The organism is Pseudomonas sp. BN414 (assembly GCF_029871275.1).
GTDB classification, from domain to species: domain Bacteria; phylum Pseudomonadota; class Gammaproteobacteria; order Pseudomonadales; family Pseudomonadaceae; genus Metapseudomonas; species Metapseudomonas resinovorans_C.
In genome coordinates, this window is record NZ_SSOL01000067.1 from 26,269 (window position 1) to 40,746 (window position 14,478).

The following is a 14,478-nucleotide window of genomic DNA, read 5'->3' on the forward strand; positions in this document are numbered from 1 at the left end:
AAATGCTATGACCCTCACCGAACTGCGCTACATCGTCACCCTCGCCCAGGAACAGCATTTCGGCCGTGCCGCCGAGCGCTGCCACGTGAGCCAGCCGACCCTGTCGGTGGGGGTGAAGAAACTGGAAGACGAGCTCGGTGTGCTCATCTTCGAGCGCAGCAAGAGCGCGGTGCGCCTGACCCCGGTCGGCGAGGGCATCGTTACCCAGGCGCAGAAAGTGCTGGAGCAGGCCCAAGGCATCCGCGAGATGGCCCAGGCCGGCAAGAACCAGCTCGCCGCACCGCTCAAGGTGGGCGCCATCTATACCGTTGGTCCCTACCTCTTCCCGCACCTGATTCCGCAGCTGCACCGGGTCGCGCCGCAGATGCCGCTGTACATCGAAGAGAACTTCACCCACATCCTGCGTGACAAGCTGCGCACCGGCGAACTCGACGCGATCATCATCGCCCTGCCGTTCGCCGAAGCCGATGTGCTGACCAAGCCGCTCTACGACGAACCCTTCTACGTGTTGCTGCCGTTCGGGCATCCGTGGAGCGAGCGCGAATCCATCGACAGCGAGATGCTCAACGACAAGAGCCTGCTGCTACTGGGCGAGGGCCACTGCTTCCGCGACCAGGTGCTGGAAGCCTGCCCGAGCCTGCGCAAGGGCGGTGAGGACAGCGCCAAGCACACCACGGTGGAATCCAGTTCCCTGGAAACCATCCGCCACATGGTCGCCTCCGGCCTCGGCGTGTCGATCCTGCCGTTCTCGGCTGTCGACAGCCACCACTACGCCCCCGGCGTCATCGAGATCCGTCCGCTGACGCCGCCCGTGCCCTTCCGCACCGTGGCCATCGCCTGGCGCGCCAGTTTCCCGCGCCCGCGCGCCATCGAAGTCCTGGCGGACTCGATCCGCCTCTGCTCCGTGGCCCACCCGAAAACCCAGGGCGAACCGCAGCCGGCATGACCGAGCTGGCGCAAGTCCCGGTCACCGCGCTCAAGGGCGTAGGTGCCGCCCTGGCGGAAAAGCTCGCCAAGGTCGGCCTGGAAAACCTGCAGGACATCCTTTTCCACCTGCCCACGCGCTACCAGGACCGTACCCGCATCACCCCGATTGGCGAACTGCGCCCGGGCCAGGATGCGGTCGTGGAAGGCATCGTTGGTGGCGCCGACGTCGTCATGGGCCGCCGCCGCAGCCTGCTGGTACGCCTGCAGGACGGCACCGGCACCCTCTCCTTGCGCTTCTTCCACTTCAGCCAGGCGCAGAAGGAAGGCCTCAAGCGCGGCACCCAGTTGCGCTGCTACGGCGAAGTCCGCCCAGGCTCCACGGGACTGGAGATCTACCACCCGGAGTACCGCTCCCTCAGCGGCGATGAAGCACCGCCGGTGGAGCAGACCCTGACCCCGATCTACCCCACCACCGAGGGCCTGACCCAACAGCGCCTGCGCAGCCTCAGCCAGCTCGCCCTGGCCCGCCTCGGCCCACATAGCCTGCCGGACTGGTTGCCGAAGGAATTGGCGCGTGATTACCACCTGGGTTCGCTGGATGAAGCGATTCGCTACCTCCACCGCCCGCCGCCGGATGCCGACCTCGAAGAACTCGCCGAGGGCCAGCACTGGGCGCAGCAGCGCCTGGCCTTCGAAGAGCTGCTGACCCATCAGCTGTCCCTGCAGCGCCTGCGTGAAAGCCTGCGCGCCCAGCACGCACCGCAATTGCCGCCGGCGCGCAAATTGCCCGGACAATACCTGCGCAACCTCGGCTTCCAGCCCACCGGCGCCCAACAGCGCGTCGGCGCCGAAATCGCCTACGACCTGGCCCAGCAGGAACCCATGCTGCGCCTGGTGCAGGGGGATGTCGGCGCCGGCAAGACGGTGGTCGCCGCGCTGGCCGCGTTGCAGGCCCTGGAGGCCGGATACCAGGTGGCACTGATGGCCCCCACGGAAATCCTCGCCGAACAGCACTACGTCAATTTCACCAAGTGGCTGCAACCGCTCGGCCTCGAAGTCGCCTGGCTTGCCGGCAAGCTCAAGGGCAAGGCCCGCGCCGCCGCTTTGGAGCAGATCGCCGGTGGCACGCCGATGATCGTCGGCACCCACGCGCTGTTCCAGGATGAGGTGAAATTCAAGCGCCTGGCCCTGGTGATCATCGACGAGCAGCACCGCTTCGGCGTCCAGCAACGCCTGGCGCTGCGCCAGAAAGGCGTGGACGGACGCCTCTGCCCGCACCAGCTGATCATGACCGCCACGCCGATCCCGCGAACGCTGGCGATGAGTGCCTACGCCGACCTGGACACCTCCATCCTCGACGAGCTACCGCCCGGCCGGACTCCGGTGAACACCGTGCTGGTGGCCGACAGCCGCCGCATCGAAGTGATCGAGCGCGTCCGTGCAGCGTGCCACGAAGGGCGCCAGGCCTATTGGGTCTGCACCCTGATCGAGGAATCCGAGGAGCTGACCTGCCAGGCGGCGGAGACGACGTTCGAAGAGCTTTCTTCGGCCCTCGGCGAACTTCGTGTTGGCCTGATCCATGGACGCATGAAACCCGCCGAAAAGGCTGCGGTGATGGCCGAGTTCAAGGCCGGCGCCTTGCAACTGCTGGTGGCCACCACGGTGATCGAGGTCGGCGTGGACGTGCCCAACGCCAGCCTGATGATCATCGAGAACCCCGAGCGGCTCGGCCTTGCCCAGTTGCACCAGCTGCGCGGCCGCGTTGGCCGGGGCAGTGCCGCCAGCCATTGCGTGCTGCTCTACCACGCGCCACTGTCACAGCTCGGCCGCGAACGCCTGGCGATCATGCGCGAAACCTGCGACGGCTTCGTCATCGCCGAGAAGGACCTGGAACTGCGTGGTCCCGGCGAAATGCTCGGCACCCGCCAGACCGGCCTGTTGCAGTTCAAGGTAGCCGACCTCATGCGCGATGCCGACCTCCTACCCGCCGTACGTGACGCGGCACAAGCCCTGCTGGCCCATTGGCCTCAGCACGTCAGTCCACTATTGGAGCGCTGGCTGCGTCACGGTCAACAGTACGGCCAAGTGTGATGCAGTTCACAGCTCAATCGTCGCCTCGCCCCGACCTCTTCCGACCTGCTCGTTATACTCCGGGCAGAAAAATCAAAGCTGGATGCTGCCATGACTGAAGTCGCCCTCGTCCCGGATTCCTCGCCACAACCGCCCGAAGTGATAGTGCAGCTGCTCGAGAAACTCGGGCTGGCGTTCCAGGTTCGCCTGGAGCATCCGGGGCTGTCCGCTGCGCAGCGGGTCCAGTCGGTGTTGCTGGAAGACGCCGTCGGCGCCCTGCTGGTGCTTTTCCCGCGCAGCCAGTTGCTCGACCTCAATCGTCTCGCCGAACTCACTGGCCGCAAGCTGGTGGCGGTCAAGCCCGAGCGCCTCGATCGCATGCTCGGCAAACACCAGCTGGGCGCCCTGCCCGGCCTGCCGCCGCTGACCAGCTCGCCTTGCCTGTATGACGAGCGCCTGCTGCAGGAGCCACGCGTGCTGGTGGAATCCGGACAACCCGGCGTGCTGCTGGAACTGGCCAGCGAGGACTACCGAGGTCTGCTGAGCAAGGCCAGCGCCGCGCGCTTCGGCGAGCCCCTGGCGAGCATCCGCCCAAACCTCGACCGCCCGGCCGACGACCGCGCCGAGATCACCCAAGCCGTGCAGGCCTTCACCGCGCGCCGCATCCAGCAGCGCCTGGAAGAAACCATCGAGATCCCGCCGCTGGCGGAGTCCGCGCAGAAGATCATCAAGCTGCGGGTCGATCCCAATGCCACCGTGGAAGACATCACCGGCGTCGTGGAAACCGACCCGGCCCTGGCCGCGCAAGTGGTGAGCTGGGCGGCCTCGCCCTATTACGCCGCCCCCGGCAAGATTCGCTCGGTGGAAGACGCCATCGTGCGCGTGCTGGGCTTCGACCTGGTGATCAACCTTGCCCTCGGCCTCGCCCTGGGCAAGTCCCTGAGCCTGCCCAAGGACCAGCCGCAGCAAGCCACACCGTACTGGCAGCAAGCGATCTATACCGCCGCGGTCATCGAGGGCCTGACCCGTGCCATGCCACGTGCCCAGCGCCCCGAAACCGGCCTGACCTACCTCGCCGGCCTGCTGCACAACTTCGGCTACCTGGTCCTGGCACATGTCTTCCCGCCGCATTTCTCGCTGATCTGCCGGCACCTGGAGGTCAACCCGCACCTCTCCCACAGCTACATCGAGCAGCACCTGCTTGGCATTACCCGCGAGCAGATCGGCAGCTGGCTGATGCGCTTCTGGGACATGCCGGAAGAGCTCTACACCGCCCTGCGTTTCCAGCACGACCCCGACTACCAGCACGACAATGCCGCGTACCCCAACCTGGTATGCCTGGCGGTCAGCCTGCTGCGTAACCGCGGAATCGGCTCCGGCCCGGAAGTCGAGATTCCGGACGACCTGTTCGACGCCCTGGGGATTAGCCGCGAGAAGGCGGATGACGCGGTGAACAAGGTGCTCCAGGCGGAAGCCGCGCTGCGCGAACTGGCTTCCCAGTTCAACGGTCCGCACTGATCCTGCGGGCATGAAAAAGGGGCGCCAGTGGCGCCCCTTTTTTCATTCTCTTTCCGCACGCTGTGGGAGCGATTTCAATCGCGATGAATTCGCTCCTACAGGGGAAACGAGGTCAGGCGGCTTTCTTCTCGACGGCCTTCTTCTTTGGCACCAGGTGCTTGGTCAGCCCCTGGAACCAGATCACCAGCGCCGGGTTGCCCTGGATCTGGATGTCCTTGTTCTGGATGCCCTGCATGAAGGCCAGCTGCTTGTTCTTCGCACTCATGGTGGCGAAGCCGTAGGCACCGTCCTTGAAGCCGATGGCGAAGGCCGGCGAGTTGGCGGGGCCGCGCTTGCTGATGACGCGCTGTTCGCGAACGATGAAATGACGGGCGATCTTGCCGTCCAGGGTATGCAGCTGGAACACCAGGTCCTTGCCCGCCAGCTGCTGCTGGAACTCGGCATTATCACGGCTGGCCTTGGCCATCAGGCGGCCCAGCATCCAGAGAAGAAAGCGGAATTTCATGCGCGCACGGCCTCGAAGGATGGAGAAAGCGGCGCATTGTAGCGGTTTGCCGGCAGGACTACAGCCAGCTAAAGGAGGGTATTGCGAGGGTGCGGGTGAACTGCCCGGAACCTCCCCGGTTCCGGGCAGAAGAAGCTTAGTTCACGGCTTCTTTCAGCGATTTGCCCGGTTTGAAGGCGACAGTATTGCTGGCCTTGATCTTGACCGGCTGACCCGTCTGCGGGTTCTTGCCAGTGCGGGCACCACGATGACGTTGCAGGAAGGTGCCGAAGCCCACCAGCGTTACGCTGTCCTTGCGGTTCAGCGCGTTGGTGATTTCTTCCAGCACCGCATTGAGTACGCGATTGGCCTGATCCTTGGTGAGATCGGCCTTTTCGGCGATGGCGGCGGCGAGTTCCGGTTTACGCATAGATGCCTCATTGACGGTTTGTTGTTTTTGTGTCCGTGCTGTTCGTCCAGAACAGCGCCCAAGGCGCCGCAACGGCTCTGCGCTGCGGCAGACCACGGGGAGGATGGCACGCCGATTGGCACTCCGCCAGTGTCGTCAGCGGGAATTCCGAAAGAACAGAAGGATTAATCCGACAGAAGGGCTGCCATTTATGCCAGAAGCGGCGGCAGCTCCCGGTTCAGGGCCAGTTTCTCCTGCACCGCGGCCCCGGTGAGGGCATAGCCGAGCAGGCTTCCAGCCGCATCGCGGTAAAGCGCCTTGATGTCCGCCCCGGAGCCTTCAACCGTCCAGCTGCCATCCGTGCCACGAGGCGGCGGCGACACCACCAGCGGGCAGACCGGGGTCTTCACCGTGACCGGCATCGCGCCGTATGCCACCGCAGTAGGCGTGCCCGCCAGGGTCTGTGCCAGCGCGCGGGCGCAGGCCATCAAGGGCATCACGTAAAGCAGGTTGAGGCCATCCACCTCGGCGCAGTCGCCCAGGGCGTAGATGTTCGCGTGGGACGTGCGCAGCTGGCGGTCCACCGCCACGCCCCGGTTTACCGCGAGCCCGGCGGCGGCGGCCAGCTCGGTGCGCGGGCGCAAGCCAACGGCGGACACCACCAGGTCGCAGGCGATCTGGGTGCCATCGGAGAGCAGCGCCTCCAGGCCGTTCTCGCCGCGATCCAGACGGGCCAGCACCGGCCCGAGGTGGAAGCGCGCGCCGAGGCTTTCCAGCCCGGCTTGCACCGCAGACGCGGCAGCCGAATGCAGCAGACCCGGCATCACCTGCTCGCAGGGCGCGACCAGCTCCACTTCCAGGCCACCCAGGCTGAGGTCGTTGGCGAACTCGCAACCGATCAGGCCAGCGCCGAGGATCAATACCCGGCGCTTGCCGGCCGCAGCGGTGCGGAAGCGCGCATAGTCTTCCAGGTCGTTGATTGGGAAGATCGCGTCCTGGGCATCGCCCTCGACCGGCACGCGGATGGTGTCCGCTCCCCAGGCGAGCACGAGGTCGCGATAGGGCACGGCTTCCTCGCCTATCCACAGGCGCTGGTGACCCGGGTCGATGCCGGTGATGCGCGTGTGGGTGCGGATTTCCGCCTTGAGCTGCTCGGCCATGGCGCCGGCCTCGGCCATGGCCAGGCCATCGGCGTCCTTGTTCTTGCCGAAGCCCGTGGACAGCATCGGCTTGGAGTAGGAGCGGCCATCGTCGGCACTGATCAGGAGCAGAGGGGTTTCGCTGTCCAGCTTGCGAAACTCCTTGGCCAGGTTGTAACCGGCCAGGCCGGTGCCGACTATCACCACGGGTGCACTCATTGCTCACTCCTGCTCGCGAAACGACGCGACGGCCCCGAGGCCGTCGCTTGAATGGGGGTTGAATGGCGGGATCAGGCGATCTCGATCATCTCGAAATCGATCTTGCCGACGCCGCAATCGGGGCAGACCCAGTCCGGCGGAATGTCTTCCCAGCGCGTGCCCGGTGCGATGCCCTCTTCGGGCAGCCCCTCGGCTTCGTCGTAGATGAAACCGCAGACAACGCATTGCCACTTGCGCATGACCACCTCCGCCGGCGCGGAAAGCCGTACTGAACCTACTCCAATCGACCGGCGACCGCCAAGCGCCACCGGACCAGTCCAGACAGAGGATAGGCTCTTATTTCGGACACAAATAAGCCGGCTCATGGCCGGCTTATTCGGTGCGGAGATCAGTTGATTTCGATCATCTCGAAATCCAGCTTGCCCACGCCGCAGTCGGGGCAGATCCAGTCCTGCGGAACGTCCTCCCAGCGGGTGCCGGCGGCGATGCCGTCATCCGGCCAGCCCTGGGATTCGTCGTAGACCAGGCCACATACCACGCATTGCCACTTCTTCATCACTCAGCTCTCCGCACAATCAGGTGTTCTCGAACCGCAGCCTCTGGCGGGCATTTCGGTCACTTCAGGGGCGCTTTTTACTGGTTTATCCCACTCCCGGGCAAGAGGCAGCCGACAGGCACCGACCGTGCTAATCTGCGCCGTCTTCCATCGCCCAAGCCCCGTCCGTGCCCCACGCAGCCCTCGTCCATCCGCCCCGCTGGCTCACCGCCACCCAGCTCCATCCCGCTCCGGCCGCCAGCGTCCGCGACTGGCTGTTCGACCAGGGTTCGCTGACCCGCCGTCTGACCGCACTTTCCGATAACGCCTTCAGCGTCACGCCGCTGGAAGAAGGCTGGCAGACCCTGCGCACCGACGAATGCGCTGCCCTTGGCATTCCCGCCGGCAGCCAGGGCTGGGTGCGCGAGGTGTACCTGCGCGGCCACGGCGAGATCTGGGTGTTCGCCCGCAGCGTGGCGGCCCGCGCCGCCCTGGAAGGCTCCGGACTGGACCTGCATCAGCTCGGCAGCCGCTCCCTCGGCGAGTTGTTGTTCAGCGACCGCGCCTTCGACCGCGGCGCCATCGAAGTCACCCGGTATCCGGCCGCCCTGCTGCCGGTGGCCGTGCGCGCCGAACGCCTGTGGGGCCGCCGATCCTGTTTTTCGCGGGGTGCACTGGGGGTGCTGGTGGCGGAGATCTTCCTCCCTGCACTGTGGCGCCAGGCGGGCATCGAGGCCTTATAATCCGGCGCTTCGACGGGAGAGCCGGAGAGCCACCTGTGTACCTGACCCTGCTGCAATCGCTGAACCGCCTGCATCCCCGCGCGATGGATTTCATCCAGCTGACCCGGCTGGACAAGCCCATTGGTATCTACCTGCTACTCTGGCCCACGCTCTGGGCCCTGTGGATTGCCGGTGAGGGCAGCCCCAGTGTGGCCAATCTGCTGATTTTCGTCCTCGGCGTGAACCTGATGCGCGCCGCCGGCTGCGTGATCAACGACTACGCGGACCGCAACTTCGACGGCCACGTCACCCGCACCCGGGCGCGCCCCATGGCCAGCGGCCGGGTGAGCCCGCGCGAGGCGCTGGTGTTCTTCTTCATCCTGGTGGCCATCAGCTTCGTTCTGGTGCTGTTCACCAACACCACCACCATCTGGCTGTCTTTCGGCGGCCTGGCACTCGCCGCCTGCTACCCCTTCATGAAGCGCTACACCTACTACCCGCAGGTAGTCCTGGGCGCGGCTTTCTCCTGGGGCATGCCAATGGCCTTCACCGCGGAAACCGGTGAGCTGCCGGCCGCAGCCTGGCTGCTGTATATCGCCAACCTGCTGTGGACCGTGGCCTACGACACCTACTACGCCATGACGGATCGCGAGGACGACCTGAAGATCGGGGTCAAATCCACCGCGATCCTCTTCGGCGACGCCGATCGCCTGATCATCGCCACACTGCAGGGCCTGGCGCTGTTCTGCCTGGTACTGGCGGGGAACCGCTTCGAGCTGGGGGCGAGTTTCTACGTCGGCCTGATGGTGGCAGCCGCGTGCTTCGCCTGGGAGCTCTACAGCACCCGCACGCGTGATCCACAGGCCTGCTTCAAGGCCTTCCTGCACAACCACTGGGCCGGCCTGGCCATCTTCGCCGGCATCGTCGCCGACTACGCGCTGCGCTGAGGCGCAGCGCGCAGGTCACCTGCTCAACCAACCGGTTGAGAACCCCGGATCGATTGCCGGCGACTAGTAAGCTTCAGGCTTGGCGACGTGCCACACCCCCATCTTGCCGTCGCCGGTGACCTCTCCGGCTTTCTTGTCCATGACGAAGGTGTATAGCGGCTTGCCGTCGTACGCCCACTGCATGGAGCCGTCGTCGCGCTTGACCACGCTCCACTCGCCATCGGCCTTGGCGCTGGCATCGGCCATCAGCGGCGGCCAGTTTTCTGCGCACTGGCCGTTGCAGGCGGACTTGCCGTCTGAGTCCTTGTCGTAGGTGTAAAGCGTCATGCCCTTGGCATCCACCAGCATGCCGTCCTTCTCCATCGCCGGCTCGGCCGCCAGGCCCAACAGGGGCCAGCTCAGCAGCGCGCCGGCAAGCAGCGGAACGACTCGGGGGAACATTCTTCTCATTTTTCTAGCCTCTCCTCGGAATGAACAGCGAAAGCCTGGCGGCAGCTGGATCACGGCTTGAGGTCACAGCAGCACAGGACAGATGGAGCCACGAACACCCATCAGGGCGATGGGGTCCTGTGCCAGGCTCCAGGCCGCCCCAGGTTAGTGGCGGCCTCAATCAGAATAGACGAGGCCCATTCCACCGAGTTCCCTGCAAATGGTGGATCGGCAAGGGCTCTCCAAGGTCCTAACACTCACGTGTCACATCCCTGCAATAATTCCGTTATCTAATGCGGCGCAATCAGTCAAACACGCGACCTTTCTTGAGGCTTGAACATGGTTGGCAAGAACATCCTGATAGTCGACGACGAAGCGCCGATCCGCGAGATGATCGCCGTCGCCCTGGAGATGGCCGGCTACGACTGCCTGGAAGCCGAAAACACCCAGCAGGCGCACGCCGTCATCGTCGATCGCAAACCCGATCTGATCCTCCTCGACTGGATGCTGCCCGGCACGTCCGGCATCGAGCTGGCTCGCCGCCTCAAGCGCGACGACCTGACCAGCGACATCCCGATCATCATGCTCACGGCCAAGGGCGAAGAGGACAACAAGATCCAGGGCCTGGAAGTCGGCGCTGACGACTACATCACCAAGCCCTTCTCCCCGCGTGAGCTGGTGGCCCGCCTGAAGGCCGTACTGCGCCGTGCCGGCCCCAGCGACAGCGAAGCGCCGATCGCCATCGGCGGCCTCCTGCTGGACCCGATCAGCCACCGCGTGACCATCGACGGCAAGCCTGCCGAGATGGGTCCCACCGAATACCGTCTGCTGCAGTTCTTCATGACCCACCAGGAGCGCGCCTACACCCGCGGCCAGCTGCTGGACCAGGTATGGGGCGGCAACGTCTACGTCGAGGAGCGCACCGTCGACGTGCACATCCGGCGCCTGCGCAAGGCCCTCGGCGAGGTATACGAAAATCTGGTTCAGACCGTTCGCGGCACCGGCTATCGTTTCTCCACGAAAAGCTGACCCCGCCCTCCCACAAGGACGCGATAGGTGAATCAAGACTGGCGCGGCGTCGTTATCCGCCGCCTGCTTCTGCTGATCGGTGCCTGCCTGCTGGTGGGGCTGGTCACCGGCCACTATGCCTGGGCCCTGGTAGTCGGCCTTGGCGCCTACCTCGGCTGGACCCTGGCGCAACTGCTGCGCCTGTACAAATGGCTCAAGGAACACAAGCCCGATGAACCCCCGCCGGACGGCTACGGCTTGTGGGGCGAGGTGTTCGACAGCATCTACCACCTCCAGCGCCGCGACCAGCGCGTGCGTGGCCGCCTGCAGGCGGTGATCGACCGCGTGCAGGAGTCCACCGCCGCGCTGAAGGACGCCGTGGTGATGCTCGACAGCGACGGCAACCTCGACTGGTGGAACCGCGCTGCAGAAACCCTGCTGGGCCTGAAGACGCCCCAGGACAGCGGCCAGCCGGCGACCAACCTGATTCGCCATCCGCGCTTCAAGGAATATTTCGAGCAGGGCAAGTACAACGAACCCCTGGACCTGCCCTCGCCCGTCAATGACCGCCTGCGCCTGCAGTTCCACATCACCAAGTACGGCAACAGCGAGCACCTGATGCTGGTGCGCGACGTCACCCGCCTCCACCAGCTCGAGCAGATGCGCAAGGACTTCGTTGCCAACGTCTCCCACGAGCTGCGCACACCGCTGACGGTGATCGCCGGCTACCTGGAAACCCTGCTGGACAACGTCGAGGACGTGAACCCGCGCTGGACCCGCGCGCTGCAGCAGATGAGCCAACAGGGCAAGCGCATGCAGAACCTGCTCAACGACCTGCTGCTGCTGGCCAAGCTGGAAGCCACGGACTACCCCTCGGACAACCAGCCCGTGGCGGTGGACCTGATGCTGCTGCAGATCAAGGCCGACGCCGTCGCCCTGTCCGGCAACCGCCACCACCGCGTCAACCTGGAAGCCGACCACAACTACAAGCTCCGCGGCAGCGAGGCGGAACTGCGCAGCGCCTTCTCCAACCTGGTGTTCAACGCGGTGAAGTACACGCCCGACGAAGGTGAGATCCGTATCCGCTGGTGGGGCGACGAAGCCGGCGCGCACCTGTCCGTGCAGGACAGTGGCATCGGCATCGAGACCAAGCACCTGCCGCGCCTGACCGAACGCTTCTACCGCGTCGACTCCAGCCGCAACAGCAGCACCGGGGGCACCGGTCTGGGCCTGGCTATCGTCAAGCATGTGCTGATCCGCCATCGCGGCCGCCTCGACATCAGCTCGGTGCTCAACCACGGCAGTACCTTCACCTGCCATTTCCCCAGCAGCCAGGTGGTCCGGCGCAGCTGAATGCCCCTGTGCCCCGACTTGCAAACTCGGGGTGCAGCATTCAACCTTAGCCGTTCCTTCGTCAGCAAAAGCCCTCCATGGACCCTTCCCCTAGTAGTAACTTCCTCAGTTACTTTGCCGATTTCGGCCTGATTCTCTTTGCGCTTTTCCTCGTGGTGCTCAACGGCTTCTTCGTTGCCGCCGAATTCGCCATGGTCAAGCTGCGCTCCACCCGCGTCGAATCCATCGCCGACAAGCACGGCTGGCGGGGTCGCATCCTGCGCACCGTACACAACCAGCTGGACGCCTACCTGTCGGCCTGCCAGCTGGGCATCACCCTGGCCTCGCTGGGCCTCGGCTGGGTCGGCGAACCGGCCTTCGCCCACCTGCTCGGTCCGGTGCTGGAGTACGCCGGCATCGATTCGCCGAAGCTGCTCCACGGCATCGCCTTCTTCACCGCCTTCTTCATCATTTCGTACCTGCACATCGTGGTCGGCGAGCTCGCACCCAAATCCTGGGCCATCCGCAAGCCGGAGCTGCTGTCGCTGTGGACTGCCGTACCGCTCTACCTCTTCTACTGGCTGATGTACCCGGCCATCTGGCTGCTCAACGCCAGCGCCAACACCATCCTGCGCATTGCAGGGCAAGGCGAGCCCGGCCCGCACCACGAACATCACTACAGCCGCGACGAGCTGAAACTGATCCTGCACTCCAGCCGCGCCCGCGACCCCAGCGACCAGGACATGCGCGTACTGGCCTCGGCCGTGGAGCTGGGTGAACTGGAAGTGGTGGACTGGGCCAACTCGCGCGAAGACCTGATCTTCCTCGAGCACGACGCACCGCTGGCGGACATCCTCAGCGTGATCCGCCGCCACAAGTACAGCCGCTATCCGGTGCATGACGATCAGAAAGGCGAGTTCATCGGCGTCCTGCACATCAAGGACCTGCTGCTGGCGCTGTCAGCGCTGGACAGCCTGCCGGAGAGTTTCGACCTCGCCGAACTCACCCATCCGCTGGAGCGCGTCACCAAGCACATGCCGCTGTCGCGCCTGCTGGAGCAATTCCGCCAGGGCGGCGCTCACTTCGCCGTGGTCGAGGAAGCCGATGGCAAGGTGGTGGGCTTCCTGACCATGGAAGACGTGCTGGAAGTGCTGGTGGGCGATATCCAGGACGAACACCGCAAGACCGAACGCGGCGTGCTGGCCTACCAGCCGGGCAAGCTGCTGGTGCGCGGCGACACCCCGCTGTTCAAGGTGGAACGTTTGCTCGGCATCGATCTCGATCACGTGGAAGCCGATACCCTCGCCGGCCTGATCTACGAGAGCCTGAACCGCGTGCCGGAAGAGGAAGAAGTGCTGGAGACCGACGGCCTGCGCATCATCGTGAAGAAGATGAAAGGCCCGAAGATCGTCCTCGCCAAGGTGCTCAAGCTCGACTGATCACCTTGCTCCCGACCTTGCGAAATCATCGAAACACTCGTACAACAACGGTGTGTCCGGTGGACTGCGATGTTGGGCTTCGCATAGCTCAGCCACAACCTACGGTGACCACTGGCTGCGCGAAACCGACTAGGTACTCGTAGGTTGGGCAGAGCGCAGCGAAGCCCAACGACGGTGTATTCGGCGGAGGCCGATGTTGGGCTTCGCGTAGCTCAGCCACAACCTACGGTGACCACTGGCTGCGCGAAACCGACTAGGTACTTGTAGGTTGGGCAGAGCGCAGCGAAGCCCAACGATGGTGTATCCGGCGGAGTCCGATGTTGGGCTTCGCTACTCCCCGCCCACCGCGAAGTTCGGCAGCGTATCCACCGGCTGAGCGAAATCGAATGGGATGGACTCCAGCGCCAGACCCAAATTGCGCTGGATGACGAAGTGGAGGTGCGGGCCGGTGCTGTTGCCGGTGTTGCCGGAGCGGGCGATGCGCTCGCCAATGGACACCGCCTGACCTTCGCGTACCTGCACCGAGCCCCGCATCAAGTGCAGGTAGACGCCCATGGTGCCGTCGTCATGCAGGATGCGCACGAAGTTGCCGGACGGGTTGTTGCCCCGGCCGCTCTGGTCGTTCTCGATCTTCACCACCATGCCCGGCCGCGCCGCGACGATCGGCGTGCCTTCGGGCATGGCGATGTCCAGGGCATAGCGCCCCTTGGGGGTGAAATGGCTGTAGCGGCCATTGGCGCCTTGGGTCAAACGGAAGGGGCCGCCCTGCCAGGGCAGCGGGTAGCGATACACCACCGGCTGCACGCGCGGATCGCCCATGGCGTAGCGCAATTTGGGCTTGTAGCGCATGGGTCGGCTCGGGTCAGCCGGAGCCAGGGTGGCCATCCGCATGCTGCTGCGCGGCGCCAGCACCCAGCGTATCGGCTGGTCCGGGGCACCGGAGACGTTGTCGGCCTGGTCGATGCGCAACTCCACTTCCACCGGCGCGAACAGCTCATTGCGCAGCAGCAGGGTTTCGCCTGCTGCGTGCTTTTTGGTTTCCAGCTTCACCGACAGGTCCAGGCGCTCCACCATGCGGTCGCGGAAGACGAACACCTGGGCACCGGACACGGCCTTGTCGGTGTAGGTCACCACACCGTTGGCGTCGGTGTACTTGTAGATGGTCAATGCCGCCGCAGGCAGGCTTGCGCCCAGCAGCAGCACTAGAGAAAGGAATCGCCCCAGCATGTCGGCCCGTTTGTTCTTCTGTGCTCCGTGTTGCCGAAGACTAGCAGCGCGAATCTCGCCGGGCGAGACGTTG

At 65.1% G+C, this 14,478-nt stretch carries 15 protein-coding genes; 8 read left to right on the top strand and 7 right to left on the bottom strand.

Annotation, left to right across the window (positions count from 1 at the left end):
• The first annotated feature begins 7 nt into the window (after positions 1-7).
• The 3 genes from E8E95_RS16060 to E8E95_RS16070 all read left to right on the top strand — a co-directional run bounded on the left by E8E95_RS16060 (position 8) and on the right by E8E95_RS16070 (position 4,515).
• Positions 8-946, top strand: a complete 939-nt coding sequence (locus E8E95_RS16060; protein WP_280351807.1) for a hydrogen peroxide-inducible genes activator — start codon at positions 8-10, stop codon at positions 944-946.
• Entirely contained in the window at positions 943-3,018 is a 2,076-nt protein-coding gene (gene recG / locus E8E95_RS16065; RefSeq protein WP_280351809.1) for an ATP-dependent DNA helicase RecG, read from the top strand. Before E8E95_RS16060 ends, recG begins: the two co-directional genes overlap by 4 nt.
• 90 nt (positions 3,019-3,108) lie before the next feature.
• Complete coding sequence (locus tag E8E95_RS16070) at positions 3,109-4,515, top strand: aminoacyl-tRNA deacylase and HDOD domain-containing protein (RefSeq protein WP_280351811.1); 1,407 nt, start codon at positions 3,109-3,111, stop codon at positions 4,513-4,515.
• 112 nt (positions 4,516-4,627) lie between these two features.
• On the opposite strand, the gene E8E95_RS16075 is transcribed toward E8E95_RS16070, so the two are convergent.
• The 5 genes from E8E95_RS16075 to E8E95_RS16095 all read right to left on the bottom strand — a co-directional run bounded on the left by E8E95_RS16075 (position 4,628) and on the right by E8E95_RS16095 (position 7,322).
• Entirely contained in the window at positions 4,628-5,020 is a 393-nt protein-coding gene (locus E8E95_RS16075) for a helicase (protein ID WP_179061350.1), read from the bottom strand.
• Between the two features lie 136 nt (positions 5,021-5,156).
• Complete coding sequence (locus E8E95_RS16080) at positions 5,157-5,525, bottom strand: HU family DNA-binding protein (protein WP_280351814.1); 369 nt, start codon at positions 5,523-5,525, stop codon at positions 5,157-5,159.
• Positions 5,526-5,617: 92 nt separating this feature from the next.
• Positions 5,618-6,766 (bottom strand): FAD-dependent oxidoreductase, encoded by a 1,149-nt coding sequence (locus tag E8E95_RS16085; protein WP_280351816.1) that lies wholly within the window; start codon positions 6,764-6,766, stop codon positions 5,618-5,620.
• A gap of 71 nt (positions 6,767-6,837) precedes the next feature.
• Complete coding sequence (locus E8E95_RS16090) at positions 6,838-7,005, bottom strand: rubredoxin (RefSeq protein WP_077524853.1); 168 nt, start codon at positions 7,003-7,005, stop codon at positions 6,838-6,840.
• A 149-nt stretch (positions 7,006-7,154) separates the two neighbouring features.
• The gene (locus E8E95_RS16095) at positions 7,155-7,322 is read right to left on the bottom strand and encodes a rubredoxin (protein ID WP_077524852.1); all 168 of its coding nucleotides are present in this window, start codon (positions 7,320-7,322) and stop codon (positions 7,155-7,157) included.
• A gap of 167 nt (positions 7,323-7,489) precedes the next feature.
• Here E8E95_RS16095 and E8E95_RS16100 point away from each other — a divergent pair, with 167 nt between their 5' ends.
• Together E8E95_RS16100 and ubiA are read left to right on the top strand one after the other, a co-directional pair.
• Complete coding sequence (locus tag E8E95_RS16100) at positions 7,490-8,044, top strand: chorismate lyase (protein WP_280351819.1); 555 nt, start codon at positions 7,490-7,492, stop codon at positions 8,042-8,044.
• A gap of 35 nt (positions 8,045-8,079) precedes the next feature.
• The gene (gene ubiA / locus E8E95_RS16105) at positions 8,080-8,970 is read left to right on the top strand and encodes a 4-hydroxybenzoate octaprenyltransferase (protein ID WP_280351821.1); all 891 of its coding nucleotides are present in this window, start codon (positions 8,080-8,082) and stop codon (positions 8,968-8,970) included.
• Between the two features lie 63 nt (positions 8,971-9,033).
• Here ubiA and E8E95_RS16110 read toward each other — a convergent pair whose 3' ends face one another.
• A complete protein-coding gene (locus tag E8E95_RS16110; protein WP_077524849.1) occupies positions 9,034-9,420 on the bottom strand; it encodes a hypothetical protein in 387 nt (128 codons plus the stop codon).
• A 318-nt stretch (positions 9,421-9,738) separates the two neighbouring features.
• Between E8E95_RS16110 and phoB the strand changes: the two genes are divergently transcribed.
• The 3 genes from phoB (at position 9,739) to E8E95_RS16125 (ending at position 13,178) form a co-directional block, all read left to right on the top strand.
• Positions 9,739-10,428, top strand: coding sequence for a phosphate regulon transcriptional regulator PhoB (phoB, locus tag E8E95_RS16115; protein WP_077524848.1), 690 nt, complete (start codon positions 9,739-9,741; stop codon positions 10,426-10,428).
• A 27-nt stretch (positions 10,429-10,455) separates the two neighbouring features.
• Positions 10,456-11,760 (top strand): phosphate regulon sensor histidine kinase PhoR, encoded by a 1,305-nt coding sequence (gene phoR, locus E8E95_RS16120; protein ID WP_280351824.1) that lies wholly within the window; start codon positions 10,456-10,458, stop codon positions 11,758-11,760.
• A 77-nt stretch (positions 11,761-11,837) separates the two neighbouring features.
• Positions 11,838-13,178 carry a hemolysin family protein gene (locus E8E95_RS16125; protein ID WP_179061356.1) on the top strand — a complete coding sequence of 447 codons (1,341 nt, stop codon included), beginning with the start codon at positions 11,838-11,840 and terminating at the stop codon, positions 13,176-13,178.
• A gap of 330 nt (positions 13,179-13,508) precedes the next feature.
• Here E8E95_RS16125 and E8E95_RS16130 read toward each other — a convergent pair whose 3' ends face one another.
• The gene (locus tag E8E95_RS16130; RefSeq protein ID WP_280351827.1) at positions 13,509-14,405 is read right to left on the bottom strand and encodes a peptidoglycan DD-metalloendopeptidase family protein; all 897 of its coding nucleotides are present in this window, start codon (positions 14,403-14,405) and stop codon (positions 13,509-13,511) included.
• Positions 14,406-14,478 lie beyond the last annotated feature (73 nt).

What these genes read in the sequence shown, in the direction of transcription:
- E8E95_RS16090 (WP_077524853.1), bottom strand. Translation starts at nt 7,005, where the DNA reads ATGCGCAAGTGGCAATGCGTTGTCTGCGGTTTCATCTACGACGAAGCC.
- E8E95_RS16125 (WP_179061356.1), top strand. Translation starts at nt 11,838, where the DNA reads ATGGACCCTTCCCCTAGTAGTAACTTCCTCAGTTACTTTGCCGATTTC.
- E8E95_RS16070 (WP_280351811.1), top strand. Translation starts at nt 3,109, where the DNA reads ATGACTGAAGTCGCCCTCGTCCCGGATTCCTCGCCACAACCGCCCGAA.
- E8E95_RS16085 (WP_280351816.1), bottom strand. Translation starts at nt 6,766, where the DNA reads ATGAGTGCACCCGTGGTGATAGTCGGCACCGGCCTGGCCGGTTACAAC.
- E8E95_RS16130 (WP_280351827.1), bottom strand. Translation starts at nt 14,405, where the DNA reads ATGCTGGGGCGATTCCTTTCTCTAGTGCTGCTGCTGGGCGCAAGCCTG.
- phoB (WP_077524848.1), top strand. Translation starts at nt 9,739, where the DNA reads ATGGTTGGCAAGAACATCCTGATAGTCGACGACGAAGCGCCGATCCGC.
- recG (WP_280351809.1), top strand. Translation starts at nt 943, where the DNA reads ATGACCGAGCTGGCGCAAGTCCCGGTCACCGCGCTCAAGGGCGTAGGT.
- E8E95_RS16095 (WP_077524852.1), bottom strand. Translation starts at nt 7,322, where the DNA reads ATGAAGAAGTGGCAATGCGTGGTATGTGGCCTGGTCTACGACGAATCC.
- E8E95_RS16060 (WP_280351807.1), top strand. Translation starts at nt 8, where the DNA reads ATGACCCTCACCGAACTGCGCTACATCGTCACCCTCGCCCAGGAACAG.
- E8E95_RS16110 (WP_077524849.1), bottom strand. Translation starts at nt 9,420, where the DNA reads ATGAGAAGAATGTTCCCCCGAGTCGTTCCGCTGCTTGCCGGCGCGCTG.
- E8E95_RS16075 (WP_179061350.1), bottom strand. Translation starts at nt 5,020, where the DNA reads ATGAAATTCCGCTTTCTTCTCTGGATGCTGGGCCGCCTGATGGCCAAG.